Raw genomic sequence first — 14,958 nt, 5'->3', positions numbered from 1 at the left:
GGGCTCGTTGTGCAGCATGGCTTGCCAATGCTTGATCAGCCGCAGGAGCCTACGGCGCCGCAGGAGGTGCAGTACTCGCAGCCATCCTTGCGGATCACGGCATGCGCGCCACATTCAGCACACTTCTTGCCAGCCATGGTCTGCATGCCAGTGGTCACCACAGGCGCTGCGGCCACAGGCGTCCAGGTGGTGTTGGTCACGCCGGGCAGGTTCTGCTGGCGGCGGCGCTCCAGAATCTGCTGCACCGCATAGGCAATGGCAGCCACCTCGGAGTCGTGCCACATCGGCACATGGGTGCCGTCGGCCTTCTGGTAGGTGCCCAGGCGCACAGGGCCACGGTCCCAGGCAACCTTGCGCATATCGCCCAGGGCGCGTTCCAGGAAGCCGCCGCGCGCTGCCAGCGACAGCAGGCGCATGCTGGAGGTGATCCATTGCTGCGATTCGCCGCTTTGGCCCACGGGCATGAAGAACTCGACCGCGCGCTCAACCATGCTCTTGCCGTCTGCACTTGGCACCGGCAGGAAGGAGACGATGATGTAGAGGCGTTGCTGGCCTTCCTGCGTCCAGTATTCCACCTTGTCGGCCACGGCGGACAACTCGCCTTCCGGGCGGCGCTCGATCACGACCTTCATCGGGTCGGCGATGGCTGCAGCAGGCGCCACAGCTTCTGCGGCAGGCGCTTCCGCCTTGGGAGCAGGCGTGGTCTCCAGCACCGCACCCAGAATGCTGTTGGGGCGGTAGGTAGCCAGGCCCTTCAGATTGGCGCGCCATGCCTGCAGGTACAGGTTCTTGAAGTCTTCGTACGGATAGTCGGCAGGAATGTTCACCGTCTTGGAGATGGCGGTGTCCACATAGGGCTGCACGGTTTCCATCATCGCCAGATGTTCTGTGGCGGACATTTCCAGCGCCGAGACGAAATACGACGGCAGGTTGTTCACATCGCCGCCCAGTTCGCGGTACAGACGCCAGCTGTGGTCTTCCACCTGGTACTGGCTCTTGCTGCCGTCAGCTTCGCGCTTGTTGCGGGTGTATGTCCACGAGAAGGGCGGCTCGATGCCGTTCGACGCATTGTCCGCGAAGGCCAGCGAGACCGTGCCCGTAGGCGCTATCGACAGCAGGTGGCTGTTGCGGATGCCGTGCTTCTTGATGTCTTCCTGGATGTCCTTGGGCAGGCGGCTGGCGAAGGTGCCCTTGCCCAGATACCCCTTGGCATCGAACTTGGGGAAGGCGCCCTTTTCCTTGGCCAGCCCGACCGAAGCGCGGTAGGCCGAATCGCGCATGCACTCGGCAATGCGACGGGCCATGTCGCGGCCTTCCTGGTCGGAGTAGCGCAGCGTCAGCATGGCCAGCGTATTGCCCATGCCGGTAAAGCCCACGCCGATGCGGCGCTTGGCGGCAGATTCTTCGCGTTGCTGCTCCAGCGGCCAGAAGGTCACATCCAGCACGTTGTCGAGCGCGCGCACCTGCGTGGCCACTACTTGCTGAAAACTGTCGAAGTCAAAGCTGGGCAGTCCGCCGAAACCAAAGGGGTTGCGCACGAAGTTGGTCAGGATGATCGGGCCCAGATCGCAGCAGCCGTACGAGGGCAGCGGCTGCTCGCCGCAGGGGTTGGTGGCGGCAATGCGCTCCACATAGCGCAGGTTGTTGTCGTCGTTGATATGGTCAAGGAACAGGATGCCCGGCTCTGCGAAATCGTAGGTGGACGTCATGATCGTGTCCCACATGTCGCGGGCACGCACGGTCTTGTAGATCCACTTGCCGTCCTCGCGCTGAGCGGCGCCTTCGGCACGCAGCTTGGCATTGGGGCGGCCGGCGTGCACCAGTTGCCAGTCTGCATCATCCACCACGGCCTGCATGAAGGCGTCGGGCACGCCGACGGAGACGTTGAAGTTGTTCCAGCGGCCCTGCGTGCGCTTGGCGGTGATGAATTCCATCACATCGGGGTGGTCGATGCGCAGCACGCCCATCTGCGCGCCACGGCGGGCGCCTGCGGACTCCACCGTCGAGCAACTCTGGTCGAACACGTTGATGTAGCTGCAGGGGCCAGACGCCATCGAGGCGGTGCCCTTCACTTCCGCGCCACGGGGGCGGATGCGCGAGAAATCGTAGCCCACGCCACCGCCTCGGCGCATGGTTTCGGCCGCTTCACGCAGTGCTTCGTAGATACCGGGGTAGCCTTCGTCATCAAACCCCTGGATGCAGTCGCCCACGGGCTGCACAAAGCAGTTGATGAGAGTGGCCTGAATATCCGTTCCCGCCGCCGACATGATGCGGCCCGCGCCAATGGCACCAGCCTGCAGGTTGGCGGCAAACTTGGCTTCCCATTCGGCGCGGATGTCTTTCTTCTCGACCGAGGCGAGCGCACGGGCCACACGGGCGTACAGGTCATCAATCGTCGACTCATCGCCCTTGAAGTATTTTTCTTTCAGCACATCCATGCTGATGGCCTGGGGGGCCAGCGCCTGGTGCGGCTGGGTGATGTTGTCGCGCTTCATGTTGTATTTCCTCAAAAAAACGGTACTGCGATGGCAAGCGTGCAGCATGCCTGCCCAAAAACAGGCACACCTCTGCGGGCCGCACCTGCTTTTCAGACAAATTCCCCGCAACCAAGGGCACCATTGCGCCGGGCGCTGGTCAACGCGTGGATGAGGGGAATTTTTATGGAATTGATCGGCCGATACAAACCTCATTGCGTTTGCTCGACACACTCCAATCTAACGTCAAAAGCCGGGCTTGAAAACCGCGAAGACCACCATTGTTGTGTGGCCGCAGCCTGGCGCCCGGCTTGTCGCAAAAGCGGCCCAAAGCCCTTTGCGGAGCACCCCGACAAGGGGTACAGGCGTTATTGTAGTTTGCTTCTTAGCTATCATTTTTGCAATTCCACCAAAACCAAAAGGTGCTTGATTTTGTTGGAATTTTTCGTTTCCCACGCAACCAGCAAGCGTTGCAACGCTATGATTTTTAACTATTGATTTAACACTCATTTACATCCGCATGGTGGATTTCTACCTTGGTAAAAATGGATGCCTGAGTTTCCCGGGTTAGCCCTTAGTCCTGCGACAATGGCAGACTTATGACCAACGCTTACATCCTCACGCTTTCCTGCCCTGATCGCACCGGCATCGTGCATGCCGTGTCTGGATTCCTGCTGGAGCAAGGCGGCAATATCGAAGAGGCCGCACAGTTCAACGACCATGCCACCGGCTTGTTCTTCATGCGTGTGCGCTTTGCCTGCACCAATGCGGACTACGACACGCTGCGCGCCGCCCTGACGGAGTTTGCCAAGCCGCTGGACATGAAGCTGCGACTGTACTCGGCCAGCGAACCCATGCGCACGGTCATTTTCGTCAGCCGCGAAGGCCATTGCCTCAATGACCTGCTGTTCCGCTGGAAGTCGGGCCTGCTGCCCATCGACATCCGCGCCATCATCAGCAACCACCGCGACTTCTACCAGCTCGCGGCCAGCTACAACATTCCCTTCCATCACCTGCCGATGTCCAAGGACAACAAGGCGGAGGTGGAGGCCAAGCAGTTCGAGATCATCAAGGCCGAGTCGGCCGACCTGGTGGTGCTGGCGCGCTACATGCAGATCCTGTCGGACGATCTATGCCGCAAGCTCTCGGGCCGCGCCATCAATATCCACCACAGCTTCCTGCCCAGCTTCAAGGGCGCGCGCCCCTACTACCAGGCACACGAGCGCGGCGTGAAACTGATCGGCGCCACCGCCCACTATGTAACGGCCGACCTCGACGAAGGACCGATCATCGAGCAGGATGTGGCACGCGTGGACCATTCGCGCACCGTGGAAGACCTCACCACCATCGGCCGCGACACCGAAAGCCAGGTGCTGGCCCGTGCCGTGAAGTGGCACAGCGAACACCGGGTGCTGATGAACGGCCACAAGACCGTGGTCTTCCGCTGATCGGCAGCCATCCCCAGAAAAGCCAGCAGCCCTCTGCTGGCTTTTTTGCATGATGGCCTACCCTGCCACCATCCCTGCAGCTTCGACAAAACCACGCCGACGCATTGGCTGCCGATTTGCAGCCACGCAAAAAGAAGTCGCACTCAATTTGTCGCATTGTTATACTTCGTTCACAATTTGACGCATTTGAGCGAAATACTGTAACCGCCTCATCTGCGCCACCAGCCATCCATTTCTTCGGAAAGCGCAGCCGTGAAGCCACTTTATCGACAACCGATATGGGGATTTTTTCTACTTTGCGCACTGTGCCTGGTGCCGCTCACGCGCCTCTGGGCCTCTCCGTTCTCCGCCTACTCGCCGCAGGTAGCCACGGTACCTGCTGGCGGCGCTATCAATATCGACATATCGGGGTTTGACGGCCCGGACAACTTTGGTTTTGGCGAAGGTGTGGTGGCTCCGCCCAACCAGCCCGCAGCCCCGCAGCATGGCACGGCCGTGGTTGGCCCCGATATCAATGGCCAGCAGTTTGTGACGTATAGCCATGACGGCTCAGCCACTGTCTTTGACACCTTTACGCTGGAAGACCCACAAGGGCTCTGGCTGGTTTTCAACATCAACATCACCGCCTCAGGCTCCAGCATCACTGTTGCACCAGGCAACCTGGCTTTGCAAGCTGGCGCGGCCGTCAACACCACGCTCACATCTACCGGAGGCACTGCACCCTACAGCTATGCGGTCAGTGTCGGCACATTGCCTGGAGGATTGACTCTGTCTGCGGACGGGCTGCTCTCCGGCACCCCGACTGTCCGTGGAAACTACAGCTTCACGGTCAGGGCAACGGACAGCCTGACAGTCAGCGGCACCAAGTCCTATGCCGGTGCTCTGGGCAATCCCGATCTGTCGATTTCGCCTGCAACGATTCACCTGGCTACCGGAATGCTTGCCTCTACCCAGGTACCCGTTCCTGGCGGAATAGCTCCATTGGCGCTCTCATTGCTACCAGGCAGCACAATGCCTGTGGGCCTGTCGCTTTCATCCACCGGCGGAATCACCGGAACACCTACTGCGCCGGGTAGCTACACCGTGCAATTGCTGGTCAGCGACGCCTCAGTGGATCCTGTCTTTCCCCTTTTCGATTACAGCGAAATACACACGCTGACCATCATAGTGGCCAATGCCACCGTGCCGGGCGCGCCAGTCATCGGCACGGCAATCGGCGGTAACGGTGCGGCCCAGATTTCGTTTACCGCCCCCAGCTCCGATGGCGGCAGCCCCATCCAGTCCTATACCGCCACCTGCGGGTCGGCCAGCCAGACAGGCACCGCATCACCGATTGAGGTGACGGGTCTCACCAATGGTGGCACTTATACATGCTCCGTCACGGCCACCAATGCCGTCGGGCCCAGTGCAGCCTCTGGCAGCGTTTCCGTGATGCCCAAGGGCGCCCCACTGGCTCCCTCGCTGACTGCAGCGCAGCCTGCCGATTCTGCAGCAACCTTGACGTTCAGCGCTCCTTCATCTGATGGCGGCGATCCCATTACCGGTTACACGGCAGTGTGCGATCCAGGGACCATCTCCCAAAACGGAACGCTGCCCAGCATCACGGTGGCCGGGTTGAGCAACGGCGCCACCTACAACTGTGTGGTGTTGGCCACCAACGCTCTGGGCAGTACACCATCGAATGCGCTGAGTGTGACGCCCAGAACCATGCCCGCAGCCCCCACCATCACCAGTGCGGACCCGCTCAATGGAAAAGCCTCGATTGTGTTCACCGCGCCTGCCAACAATGGAGGCTCGGCCATCCTGGACTACCGGGTCAGCTGCAGCGGCGGCTTGACGGTGACCGGGCCAGGCTCACCGATCGAAGTGGGAGGCATGGCAAATGGCACCGCTTCTACCTGCACGGTTGCTGCACGGAACGCGGCAGGCTTCGGTGCCGAATCTGCACCCGCATCAGTCACACCATTTGGCCCGCCTGGGGCGCCCACAATCTCCAGCGCAGCACCGGGAAATGCGCAGGCGACGATCACGTTCGCGCCTCCGTTGGTGGATGGCGGTCGTCCCGTATCCAGCTATCTGGCCAGTTGCAGTGCTTCCGGCGCTCCCCCCCGCACACAGACTGGCACCAGCTCGCCATTGGTGGTGACAGGCATGACCAACGGCACTGCCTATGCTTGCACCGTGACAGCCAGCAACCTTGCAGGCTCCGGCGCGCCATCTGCGGTGGTCAACGTGACTCCCGGCCTGGTGCCCGATGCGCCAACGATCGGCCCCGCCACCCGAGGCAATGGGCAAATCCTGGTGGACTTCACGCCCGCCGCCCCCAATGGCCTTGCCGTGGTCGATTTCACCGCCACCTGCCTGCCGGGCCCTGTGTCGGTCACCGCCGCCACGAGCCCCATCACGGTTCCGGGCCTGACCAATGGCACGGCCTACAGTTGCTCCGTCACCGCGCGCAATGCCATTGGCTCCAGCCAGCCTTCTGCCTCGGTCACCGCCACCCCGGCCACACTCCCTGGCGCACCATCCATCACGGCGATTTCGGCAGGAAATGCGGAACTGACCCTCTCCTTTGCGCCTCCAGCGTCTGACGGCGGCAGCGCCGTCACGGCCTACAGCGCATCGTGCGGTGCAGGTACCACGGCGGTCAGTGGCACCAGTTCGCCCTTGAAGGTCACGGGGCTGACGAATGGCACCACCTACAGCTGCGCGGTCAGCGCCACCAATGAGGTAGGCCCTGGCCCAGCCTCTGCCGCGCAAACCGGCATCCCCAGCGCCAAGAGCTATTCCGCACCATCGCCCAGCGGGACAGGCGTCATCACGGCCACGCTCAGCGGTGGTGGTGCTGGCTGCGGATTCGACACGAGCCGCTATCTCCCAGCTTCCGAGATGACCACCCCCTTGGCAGGTATCCGCTTCCCCCACGGTCTGTTTGACTTCAAGACGACGGGCTGCGAGGTCGGGTCGACCATCACCATCGAGCTGGCCTATCCGTCGGCCGTTCCCGCCGGCGCGCAGTACTGGAAATATGGCCCGCAGCCCGGCAAGGCGCCATCGTGGTACGTGTATCCAGCCACTGTGGGAACCAATACCATCACCTACACGGTGACGGACGGACAGACCGGCGACGATGATCTGGCCGCCAACGGCTCCATCGCCGATCCCGGCGGGTTTGGGGTCGCCGAGGCCAGCGCAGGCGCCGTGCCCGTCCCCAGCCAGTCGGAAGGAATGCTGGCCCTGCTCGCGCTGCTGCTGGCCGCGCTAGCCTGGCAACAGGCACCGCGCCGCAGCCGCGGTTCTGCACACAACAAGCAACGGGAGCACTGAGGTGAAATTCTTGACGCTGGAGGATTTCCAGCCCCATGTCGGCACGGTATTCATGGGTCTGCTGGCCGATTCCGAAGTGCCTTTTCAGCTGGTGGAGGTGCAGCCGCTGCAATCGTCAGCGGGGGCGCAACTGTACCGCCAGCCGTTTTCCTTGGTGTTTCGCAATGAATCGGCGGTGCTGTTTCCACAGCAGACCTATTCCATGCGCCATGCGAGCATGGGCGATCAGGCCATCTTCGTGGTGCCTGTGGCACGCGATGCCACGGGCTTTCTCTACCAGGCCGTTTTCAACTAGGAAAGCGCCGAACCCATTGTTGGCGGTACCCACTGCATTCGCAGGTGGCTGCCAACATCCTCCTGAACGGCAAACCCCAGCCGCTGGTAGAGCCGCAATGCACCTGTATTGCCATGCGCCACATGCAGGTTTACCGAGCGTCCGGCCCGGGCCGCCTCATTCATCACCTGGCGCAGCAGCACAGTGCCCAGGCCCTGTGACCGATGCGCGCCAAGCAGGCAGATATCCACCACTGTGACGGTGTGCACACCCTCGGCAAGGTACAGACGGCCAATGGATTGGACCATGCCATCTGCGCTCTTCTGGCACACGATCCACCAGGCGCCGCTCGTACCCGCCTGCACAAAGTGCCGGTGCTGCAGCGCAAACTGGCTCTCCAGAAAAGCGACCTTGACGGCGGCAGGCCAGGGCACCGGAGCCAGCTCGGCTTCGCGTGACTGGCTGTAGAGCATCTGCAGCCAGGGCAGGTCTGCATCACAGGCGTGCCGCAGTGACAGGCCGCGCACCGCCCATGCAGCGGGCTGTGGTATCGCGTACCAGGAGCTGGGAAATGATGGAAGTTGCTGCACCCCCTGCGCCCTTTCCGCAACTGCGCAGTTAACCGAATTGGGGGAACACCCCTTGCAAGGCAATGCAGAAATTCAAGGCCAGGTAGGGCTGGCGGTTTTCATGGGGTTGAGAGCCGCCCGCGGGCTGAAGCGCAGTAGCCGCAAGCGGAGCCATCGCACCAGCCGGAGCAAAGAACTTGGATGCAGCTTGCGACGGCAGATTGAGCGCCGCATTCGCCTGCGGTGTGGACTGGCGTTTGTTCGGATCACCCTGGTTGAAGAACTGCAGGGTGTGGGTATGGTTAGGTATCTCGGTTGACAACAGGGTGACCGCACTGGAGCCAAACGTCTCGCCAATGGTACGGGATGTCAGACCTGGCCCTTGTCCTTGGCTGCATGCAGCGCGCGCCATCAGATTGGGCAACTGGAAGTTGGTTTGCCCATTGCCGCCATACTGGGTGCCCAGCAACGCAAAGAGCACCGTATTTTGCTGAATGGCCATCAGAGCGCCATTGCATTGTGCCCACTGATAAGGAGCAAAGCCGAAACCGAAAATCTGGATCTCGCCAACGAATGGTTCAGACATGGTGTATTACCTCTGGAAAATCTCAGTCGCACAGGCAACAGGAGTCCGCAGCAGCCATCTTGGAGTTCTGCGCCGCACTTTACCCCTGTGACGGAAAGATGCCTTCACAGGCGATGCAAAAATTCACAGTCAGGGCCGGCATCGTGTTTTCGTGGGGTTGACTGCCTCCAGCGCTACCCACGGTCTGGGGATAGGTTGCAATGGCAGCGCCCGAGACATCGGTAGAGTACAGCCCGTCGCCGCTGATGGCCGCCAGCAGTGCATTGGATGTAGGCGTCTGCTCCGTTGCAGCCGTAGTACTTGCCAACAAGGTATGCGTATGGGTCGGTATCTGCGAAGACAGCAGCGTGACCGATTCGGTACCCGATTTTTGACCGATGACGTACGTGCTCAGCCCAGGTCCTGTCCCCTGATGAATTGGCAATCTCCCACGTAGATCGGGAACCGCAAAGGTGGTGACCCCATCCCCCCCGTAAGTAGTGCCCAGAAGGGCGTACAGCGCATCATATTGCGCGATGGGTATCAGGCTTCCGTCGCAGGCAAACCAGCCATTGGGGACGCGTTGAAAACCGAACATGCGTATTTCGCCAAGAAAGGGGGTGCTCATGGATAAAGCCTCATGGATCGTCTTGAAAGCTCGGCATTCGCATCATGCAACTCAATTGCGCGAAGGATAAACTCCCTGCAGCGCAATGCAGAAATTCAGCGTCGTATAAGGCTGCAGGTTGGAGTGCGGCAGGGTGCTGCCTGCCTGCGAGATGGACTGCGGCGCCAAGGCGACGTTGGGTGAAGCTGTAGCGTAAAGAGCCGTTGAAGCACTGTTTGCCAATGCATTGCCTTTGGGGATACGCGTAGTGCCCGTGGCGGTCGTTGCTTGCAGAGTATGGGTATGTGCTGGCAGGTTGGAGGACAGCAGCGTGACATTTTCGAGGCCACCTTGCTGGCCAAGGACGACAGAATCCCCCATCGAATTACCAAAGTGGACGGGGGTGCGGCCCCTCAGATCTGGCAATGCAAAGTTGGTCGTGCCATTGCCACCGTAAGTCGTGCCCAACAACGAAAAGAGGGCCTGGTTCTGGGCAATAGGCAATATTTGGCCGTTGCATTGCGCAAATCCCCTGGGCGCGAAATTAAGGCCAGTCATCACGACTTGCCCCATAAAAAATTCGCTCATCGGATCTCCTTCCAATCAGGCATCACGCCTGCTATGTCCAAGGCGCACACCAACCAAAGAAATATTTAGAAGCATTTTGCATCATTTTTTGTCAAAATGGCATGTATGTCTGCAGGGCCGGTCAGCGGCTTTCACTCTTTACAAGGCACAAGGAGGCCGCCATGGATCGCAGAAATTTTGCAAAGCGGGCGTTGACCGGCGTAGCGGTGGCAGCCGCCGGCTCACCCGTGCTTTCCGCATTGGCCTCGCAGCCTTCTGCCCCAGACGCCCTGGTGCGCAACCCGGTGGCGTTTGCGGGAGCGGTATTCACTCTGGAAAACGGAACGACGCTCACCCTGGTCAACGTGACCCATGCAGCCACAGACCCCCGCCTGGACCAATGGACGCTGCAATTCCAGTGCAGCCAGCCGATCACGGAAGGGATTCACCGCCTGCGCGCGCCCCAGTCGGGGCAGGATGTGGAACTGTTCCTGCAGCCGCATGGCCAAGCCGCCATGGCCTATATCAGCAAACTTGCCACGACTTGAGATTGCAGCCGCGCTGTACAGCAAGGGGGGCTGCATGGCTGTCTGATGCAGTTTCTGCCTGAAGACCACTCCCTTCAAGTGCCAGCAACTCTTATTTTTGATTTCCCGACTCTCCTATCCTGCCCCTTTCCCACAGCGCCTGCCAATGGCGATACAGTTGGGGCATGTCCGCTAACGCCTCCCCCCCGACCTCTACCGCAGACCGCGCCACGCGCCAGCGTGAAGTGGTTACCGCGCTGCGCAAGGTGCTGCCCGATGACTGCCTGCTGTGGCACGACGAGGACACCACGCCCTACGAATGCGATGGACTGACGGCCTACCGCCAGCGCCCGCTGGTCGTCTGCCTGCCCGAGACATATGAGCAGGTGCAAGCTGTGCTGCAGACCTGCCACGCGCTGCAGGCGCCCGTGGTGGCGCGCGGCGCAGGTACCGGCCTCTCCGGCAGCGCGCTGCCCATCGCGCTGGGCGTGACCTTGTCGATGGCGCGCTTCAACCAGATTCTGCGCGTGGACCCCGCCGCCTGCACGGCCGTGGTGCAGTGCGGCGTGCGCAATCTGGCCATCAGCGATGCTGCAGCGCCCTACGGCCTGTACTACGCGCCCGACCCGTCGAGCCAGATCGCTTGCACGATTGGCGGCAACATCGCCGAAAATTCGGGCGGCGTGCACTGCCTCAAGTACGGTCTCACCGTGCACAACGTGCTCAAGATCAAGGGATTTACCGTGGCGGGCGAGCCGATTGAATTCGGAAGCGAGGCACTCGATGTGGCTGGCTACGACCTGCTGGCCGCCGTGATCGGCAGCGAAGGCATGCTCGCCGTGGCAACCGAGGTGACGGTCAGGCTCATCCCCAAGCCACAACTGGCGCGCTGCATCATGGCCAGCTTTGATGACGTGCGCAAGGCGGGTGACGCCGTGGCAGCGGTGATCGCCGCCGGCATCATCCCGGCAGGGCTGGAGATGATGGACAAGCCCATGACCGCCGCCGTCGAAGACTTTGTGCGCGCCGGCTACGATCTGACGGCCGAAGCCATCCTGCTGTGCGAGAGCGATGGCACGCCTGAAGAAGTGGCCGAAGAGATTGCCCACATGACCCACGTGCTGCGCCAGGCGGGTGCCACGGCCATCAGCGTGAGCAACAGCGAGGAAGAGCGCCTGCGCTTCTGGAGCGGGCGCAAGAACGCCTTCCCCGCCAGCGGCCGCATCAGCCCCGATTACATGTGCATGGATTCCACCATTCCACGCAAGCGCCTGGCTGATATCCTGCTATCAATTCAGGAGATGGAGAAGAAGTACGGCCTGCGCTGCGCCAACGTCTTTCATGCAGGCGACGGCAACCTCCACCCGCTGATCCTCTTCGATGCGAACGATCCCGACCAACTGCACCGCTGCGAGCAGTTCGGCGCCGCCATTCTGGAGACCAGCGTTGCCATGGGTGGCACTGTGACCGGCGAGCATGGTGTGGGCGTGGAAAAGCTCAACAGCATGTGCGTGCAGTTTTCTGCGGAGGAGAATGCGCAGATGCTGGCCCTCAAGGCGGCCTTCGATCCAGAGGGGCTGCTCAACCCTGGCAAGGTGATTCCGACGCTCAACCGCTGCGCCGAATACGGCAAGATGTTGGTGCGCGCGGGAGCGATCAAGCACCCCGAGCTGGAACGCTTTTAACCCCAACCGGGCGATTCTGGGCAAAACGGCGACCAAGGTCGCCGTTTTCATTAGACATGAGCACCCAGCGCCCCCAATCCTCTGGCACCGCTGACTCCCTGCATGCGCTGCGGCTGACAGGGCGCAGCGCATGGGTATGCAAAGCTCGAATACATGGCAAAGATGCAGCCTGCCACGCAATTGCAAGCTGCAGCATGTATTGGCGCGCTCATCCGCGCCCTTGTCTCCAGGAGTTCAGCATGCAATGGTTTTCCACTTTTCCGCAGTCATTGGCGGGCATTGCCCTCGTGGCGATAGGCCTGGCCAGCAACGCCGTGCAGGCACAGCAAACGCCGTCCATGCAGAGCGCCGGTGCCGTTCAATACCGCTGCGGCGGCATTGGCCTGGACGAATCCACCGCCATGCGCAGCGCCATGCCCAGCTATCCGCTGGCCCTGTTGTTCGCCGCCGCAGGGGGTGAATATCTTGCCGATGTGTCCGTACGCCTGAGCGGCGCGGGCACGGCAGCATTCACCGCCTCGGGGCCGGTCTGCCTGCTGCAGTTGCCTCCAGGCAAATACAGCGTGACTGCCACCACCAAGGATGGCCGCGAAAAAAGCCAGACCGTGGACGTTGGCGCGAGCAGCAAGTCGCTCGATTTCCGGTTCTGAAAACCTGTTCAAAACAGATTCGCTATCAATAAAATAGCAATACGCTGATGGGACAGGCCCCAGCTGCCGTTTTCGCACAAGGTATTACTTGTATTACGAGTTGAGGCTGCCGTTGATGGCAGTGATGCGGCCCTGCGCATCCAGCTTGGCGCTCACGCGGTTGGCGCCCTGGCTCGCCGTAATCTGCCCGCCCTCATCCTGCACGGCAAAGCCCTTGGCCTCCAGGTAGTGGCGCAGCAGCAGGCGGTGGTTCAGCTCGAATTCGCTGATGAGTTGCGGCACAACCATCAGCACACGCTCGGGCTTGCTTGCGGCCGGTGCAGGCAGGCCGTGGCCCGGGTCGATCAGCGCCAGCAGAATGCCTTCGCCGTAATTGCCCAGGTAGTAACCTGCACTCTCGTCGGCGCCAGCGGCAATCAGGCCGATGGTATGCAGGTCTTCCTCGCGCAGCGCAGAGCGCGGCTGGGTGAACAGCGCCAGTTGCTGTGCATTGCCAAAACCCAGCAGCTGGCGGGCCACTTCGGTGAACGCGGGCGCCACCTCGGCCTGGGTGTTGGCCCAGATCCATTGCCATGAACCTGATTCGAACGCGTACGAGCCCAGCACCTGCATGCGAAAGCGCAGGTCATCGCCAAACGCAATCAGGCCCTGGCTGGTATCGGCCGACCAGGGGCGGTCACCCACCTTTTCGGCAAAGTCAATCTGCCGATCCCAGGCGATGCCAGCATAGGTGGACAGCGCGTCGCGCAAGCCCGGATTGTTGATGACCGCAGGAATGGCAGCCAGCCGCGCAGCTTCGGCCTGTGCGGCCGCTTCAAACAGATCGGGCTGGTTGGTGTCTTGCGCAGCGGCGTCTTCTGCATCCTGGAATTGCGCGCCATCAGATGTGCCGGGGATGTCACGCTCATCTGCCACAGGCGTGGGGGCCACCAGCTCGGCGTGGGGATCGAACGCGGGCTCATGGGCAGCCTGGTAACCGGAAGGCGACGCCCCACCCGGTGCGGTCTGCAGCGCTGCGCCCGCCTCTGTATGGGCAGCCGTTGTGGCCGACGGGTTCAGCCAGCCGAACAGTTTTTGCCACAGTCCCATGGTATTTGCTCTCCTGCGATCGCGGCACGCCCCATGCGCTCCGAGCGCCGTGTCTGCCAATTCCTGCTGGCCATCTCACGCCCGAATTGGGCACCTGCGCGCGCCCATTGCCGCTTTGCTGCTATCAGTATAGGTGCAAACCAGAGCCCCACGCCGCCGCAGTTGCAACGGGGTGTAGGGTTGGCCCGGTGGCGGCGCATCTGCAAGGGCTCAATTCAGCGCCATGCTCAGGCGGCGGCGGTAGCTGCTCAGCATGGCGGTCAGCTCGTCTTCCTGCTTGCCAGCCTTGCCGGTCAGTTCGATGCCGCCTGCGGTTTTACCCGGTACGGCGCCTGCGTCCTTGGGCTTGGGCGGCGTGAGCAACTCCAGAATGGCAATGTAGAGCTTGCGGGCCGCCTGGTCGCTCCAGGTCTTGTCGCGCATGATGATCTCCAGCAGCTCGTCCATGCTGGCCATCCACCGGCCTTCGGCCATCAGCACGCGGGCCTTGGCAAAGCGGGTGTCAAAGTCACGCTTGTTGGCGGCAATCAGCGCGTCGAACTGCTCCAGGGGCCATTCACCGCGGTCGTCTTCGTGCACAAAGCGGATGGCCTGGGCCCAGGCCTTGAGCGCCTCGAAGCGCAGCGGATGCTGGATGCGCTTGAGCGGCTCTTCGAGCTGGGCCTCGGCTTCATCGAGCGCGCCGGTCTGGATCAGGAGGCGCACATAGTCAAAGCGCGCATCGTCATTGGCCGGATCGGCAGCCAGCGCCTCCTGCAGCATCTGCAGGGCCGATTGCACATCGCCGCTGTCGAGCAGCGCCTGTGCTTCGCCAGCACCCGCTTCGGCAGCCATTTCAGCCTCTGAAGGCAGGTGCTTGTCCAGAAACTCGCGCAACTTGCCTTCGGGCTGGGCGCCCATGAAGCCATCCACCGGCTTGCCGGCAATCATCAGCACGCAGGTGGGAATGGAGCGGATGCCGAACATGCCCGCCAGTTGCTGCTCCTGGTCGGAATCGATCTTGACCAGCTTGAAGCGGCCGGCGTACTCGACTTCGAGCTTTTCCAGGATCGGGCCCAGGGTCTTGCAGGGGCCGCACCAGGGCGCCCAGAAGTCCACCAGCACTGGCACCTGCATCGAGGCTGCAATGACTTCGGCTTCAAAATTCTGAATGGTGACGTCGATCATGTCGCTAAA

General features: G+C 61.7%; 14 protein-coding genes. 6 read left to right on the top strand and 8 right to left on the bottom strand.

Going from position 1 to position 14,958, the window contains the following annotated elements; all coding sequences use genetic code 11:
• Nucleotides 1-35 precede the first annotated feature (35 nt).
• Entirely contained in the window at nucleotides 36-2,495 is a 2,460-nt protein-coding gene (locus ACH2DG_RS00855; protein WP_395023837.1) for an adenosylcobalamin-dependent ribonucleoside-diphosphate reductase, read from the bottom strand.
• A gap of 225 nt (nucleotides 2,496-2,720) precedes the next feature.
• On the bottom strand, nucleotides 2,721-2,984 hold the full coding sequence (locus tag ACH2DG_RS00850) for a hypothetical protein (RefSeq protein ID WP_395023836.1): 264 nt from the start codon (nucleotides 2,982-2,984) through the stop codon (nucleotides 2,721-2,723).
• 89 nt (nucleotides 2,985-3,073) lie between these two features.
• Between ACH2DG_RS00850 and purU the strand changes: the two genes are divergently transcribed.
• From purU to ACH2DG_RS00835, 3 genes are all read left to right on the top strand, one after another.
• The gene (gene purU / locus ACH2DG_RS00845) at nucleotides 3,074-3,922 is read left to right on the top strand and encodes a formyltetrahydrofolate deformylase (protein WP_395023835.1); all 849 of its coding nucleotides are present in this window, start codon (nucleotides 3,074-3,076) and stop codon (nucleotides 3,920-3,922) included.
• 312 nt (nucleotides 3,923-4,234) lie between these two features.
• Nucleotides 4,235-7,249 (top strand): beta strand repeat-containing protein, encoded by a 3,015-nt coding sequence (locus ACH2DG_RS00840; RefSeq protein WP_395023834.1) that lies wholly within the window; start codon nucleotides 4,235-4,237, stop codon nucleotides 7,247-7,249.
• Nucleotide 7,250: 1 nt separating this feature from the next.
• Nucleotides 7,251-7,544: a DUF6916 family protein gene (locus tag ACH2DG_RS00835; RefSeq protein ID WP_395023833.1), complete on the top strand. Its 294-nt coding sequence runs from the start codon at nucleotides 7,251-7,253 to the stop codon at nucleotides 7,542-7,544.
• On the opposite strand, the gene ACH2DG_RS00830 is transcribed toward ACH2DG_RS00835, so the two are convergent.
• The 4 genes from ACH2DG_RS00830 to ACH2DG_RS00815 all read right to left on the bottom strand — a co-directional run bounded on the left by ACH2DG_RS00830 (nucleotide 7,541) and on the right by ACH2DG_RS00815 (nucleotide 9,852).
• Entirely contained in the window at nucleotides 7,541-8,113 is a 573-nt protein-coding gene (locus ACH2DG_RS00830; RefSeq protein WP_395023832.1) for a GNAT family N-acetyltransferase, read from the bottom strand. The two genes, ACH2DG_RS00835 and ACH2DG_RS00830, sit on opposite strands and share 4 nt — an antisense overlap.
• Nucleotides 8,114-8,141: 28 nt before the next feature.
• The gene (locus tag ACH2DG_RS00825) at nucleotides 8,142-8,678 is read right to left on the bottom strand and encodes a phage tail protein (protein WP_395023831.1); all 537 of its coding nucleotides are present in this window, start codon (nucleotides 8,676-8,678) and stop codon (nucleotides 8,142-8,144) included.
• A 79-nt stretch (nucleotides 8,679-8,757) separates the two neighbouring features.
• Nucleotides 8,758-9,285, bottom strand: coding sequence for a phage tail protein (locus tag ACH2DG_RS00820; protein ID WP_395023830.1), 528 nt, complete (start codon nucleotides 9,283-9,285; stop codon nucleotides 8,758-8,760).
• Nucleotides 9,286-9,336: 51 nt separating this feature from the next.
• Complete coding sequence (locus ACH2DG_RS00815; RefSeq protein ID WP_395023829.1) at nucleotides 9,337-9,852, bottom strand: phage tail protein; 516 nt, start codon at nucleotides 9,850-9,852, stop codon at nucleotides 9,337-9,339.
• Nucleotides 9,853-10,013: 161 nt separating this feature from the next.
• On the opposite strand from ACH2DG_RS00815, the gene ACH2DG_RS00810 reads away from it, so the two are divergent.
• The 3 genes from ACH2DG_RS00810 (at nucleotide 10,014) to ACH2DG_RS00800 (ending at nucleotide 12,693) form a co-directional block, all read left to right on the top strand.
• Nucleotides 10,014-10,379, top strand: a complete 366-nt coding sequence (locus ACH2DG_RS00810; RefSeq protein ID WP_395023828.1) for a hypothetical protein — start codon at nucleotides 10,014-10,016, stop codon at nucleotides 10,377-10,379.
• A 164-nt stretch (nucleotides 10,380-10,543) separates the two neighbouring features.
• The gene (locus tag ACH2DG_RS00805; protein ID WP_395023827.1) at nucleotides 10,544-12,043 is read left to right on the top strand and encodes an FAD-linked oxidase C-terminal domain-containing protein; all 1,500 of its coding nucleotides are present in this window, start codon (nucleotides 10,544-10,546) and stop codon (nucleotides 12,041-12,043) included.
• 239 nt (nucleotides 12,044-12,282) lie between these two features.
• Complete coding sequence (locus tag ACH2DG_RS00800) at nucleotides 12,283-12,693, top strand: hypothetical protein (protein WP_395023826.1); 411 nt, start codon at nucleotides 12,283-12,285, stop codon at nucleotides 12,691-12,693.
• Nucleotides 12,694-12,786: 93 nt separating this feature from the next.
• On the opposite strand, the gene ACH2DG_RS00795 is transcribed toward ACH2DG_RS00800, so the two are convergent.
• Nucleotides 12,787-13,782, bottom strand: coding sequence for a DUF6882 domain-containing protein (locus tag ACH2DG_RS00795; protein WP_395023825.1), 996 nt, complete (start codon nucleotides 13,780-13,782; stop codon nucleotides 12,787-12,789).
• A gap of 210 nt (nucleotides 13,783-13,992) precedes the next feature.
• Nucleotides 13,993-14,949, bottom strand: a complete 957-nt coding sequence (gene trxA / locus ACH2DG_RS00790; protein ID WP_395023824.1) for a thioredoxin — start codon at nucleotides 14,947-14,949, stop codon at nucleotides 13,993-13,995.
• Between the last annotated feature and the right edge of the window lie 9 nt (nucleotides 14,950-14,958).

This window comes from Comamonas odontotermitis (assembly GCF_040396735.1).
In the GTDB taxonomy this organism is placed as follows: Bacteria; Pseudomonadota; Gammaproteobacteria; order Burkholderiales; family Burkholderiaceae_C; genus Comamonas; species Comamonas odontotermitis_C.
This window is presented reverse-complemented; position numbering and strand designations above follow the sequence as displayed.

Coding starts and splice junctions, on each gene's coding strand:
- ACH2DG_RS00855 (WP_395023837.1), bottom strand. CDS start 2,495: ATGAAGCGCGACAACATCACCCAGCCGCACCAGGCGCTGGCCCCCCAG.
- ACH2DG_RS00795 (WP_395023825.1), bottom strand. CDS start 13,782: ATGGGACTGTGGCAAAAACTGTTCGGCTGGCTGAACCCGTCGGCCACA.
- ACH2DG_RS00810 (WP_395023828.1), top strand. CDS start 10,014: ATGGATCGCAGAAATTTTGCAAAGCGGGCGTTGACCGGCGTAGCGGTG.
- ACH2DG_RS00850 (WP_395023836.1), bottom strand. CDS start 2,984: ATGAGTGTTAAATCAATAGTTAAAAATCATAGCGTTGCAACGCTTGCT.
- ACH2DG_RS00825 (WP_395023831.1), bottom strand. CDS start 8,678: ATGTCTGAACCATTCGTTGGCGAGATCCAGATTTTCGGTTTCGGCTTT.
- ACH2DG_RS00815 (WP_395023829.1), bottom strand. CDS start 9,852: ATGAGCGAATTTTTTATGGGGCAAGTCGTGATGACTGGCCTTAATTTC.
- ACH2DG_RS00800 (WP_395023826.1), top strand. CDS start 12,283: ATGCAATGGTTTTCCACTTTTCCGCAGTCATTGGCGGGCATTGCCCTC.
- ACH2DG_RS00820 (WP_395023830.1), bottom strand. CDS start 9,285: ATGAGCACCCCCTTTCTTGGCGAAATACGCATGTTCGGTTTTCAACGC.
- ACH2DG_RS00805 (WP_395023827.1), top strand. CDS start 10,544: ATGTCCGCTAACGCCTCCCCCCCGACCTCTACCGCAGACCGCGCCACG.
- purU (WP_395023835.1), top strand. CDS start 3,074: ATGACCAACGCTTACATCCTCACGCTTTCCTGCCCTGATCGCACCGGC.
- trxA (WP_395023824.1), bottom strand. CDS start 14,949: ATGATCGACGTCACCATTCAGAATTTTGAAGCCGAAGTCATTGCAGCC.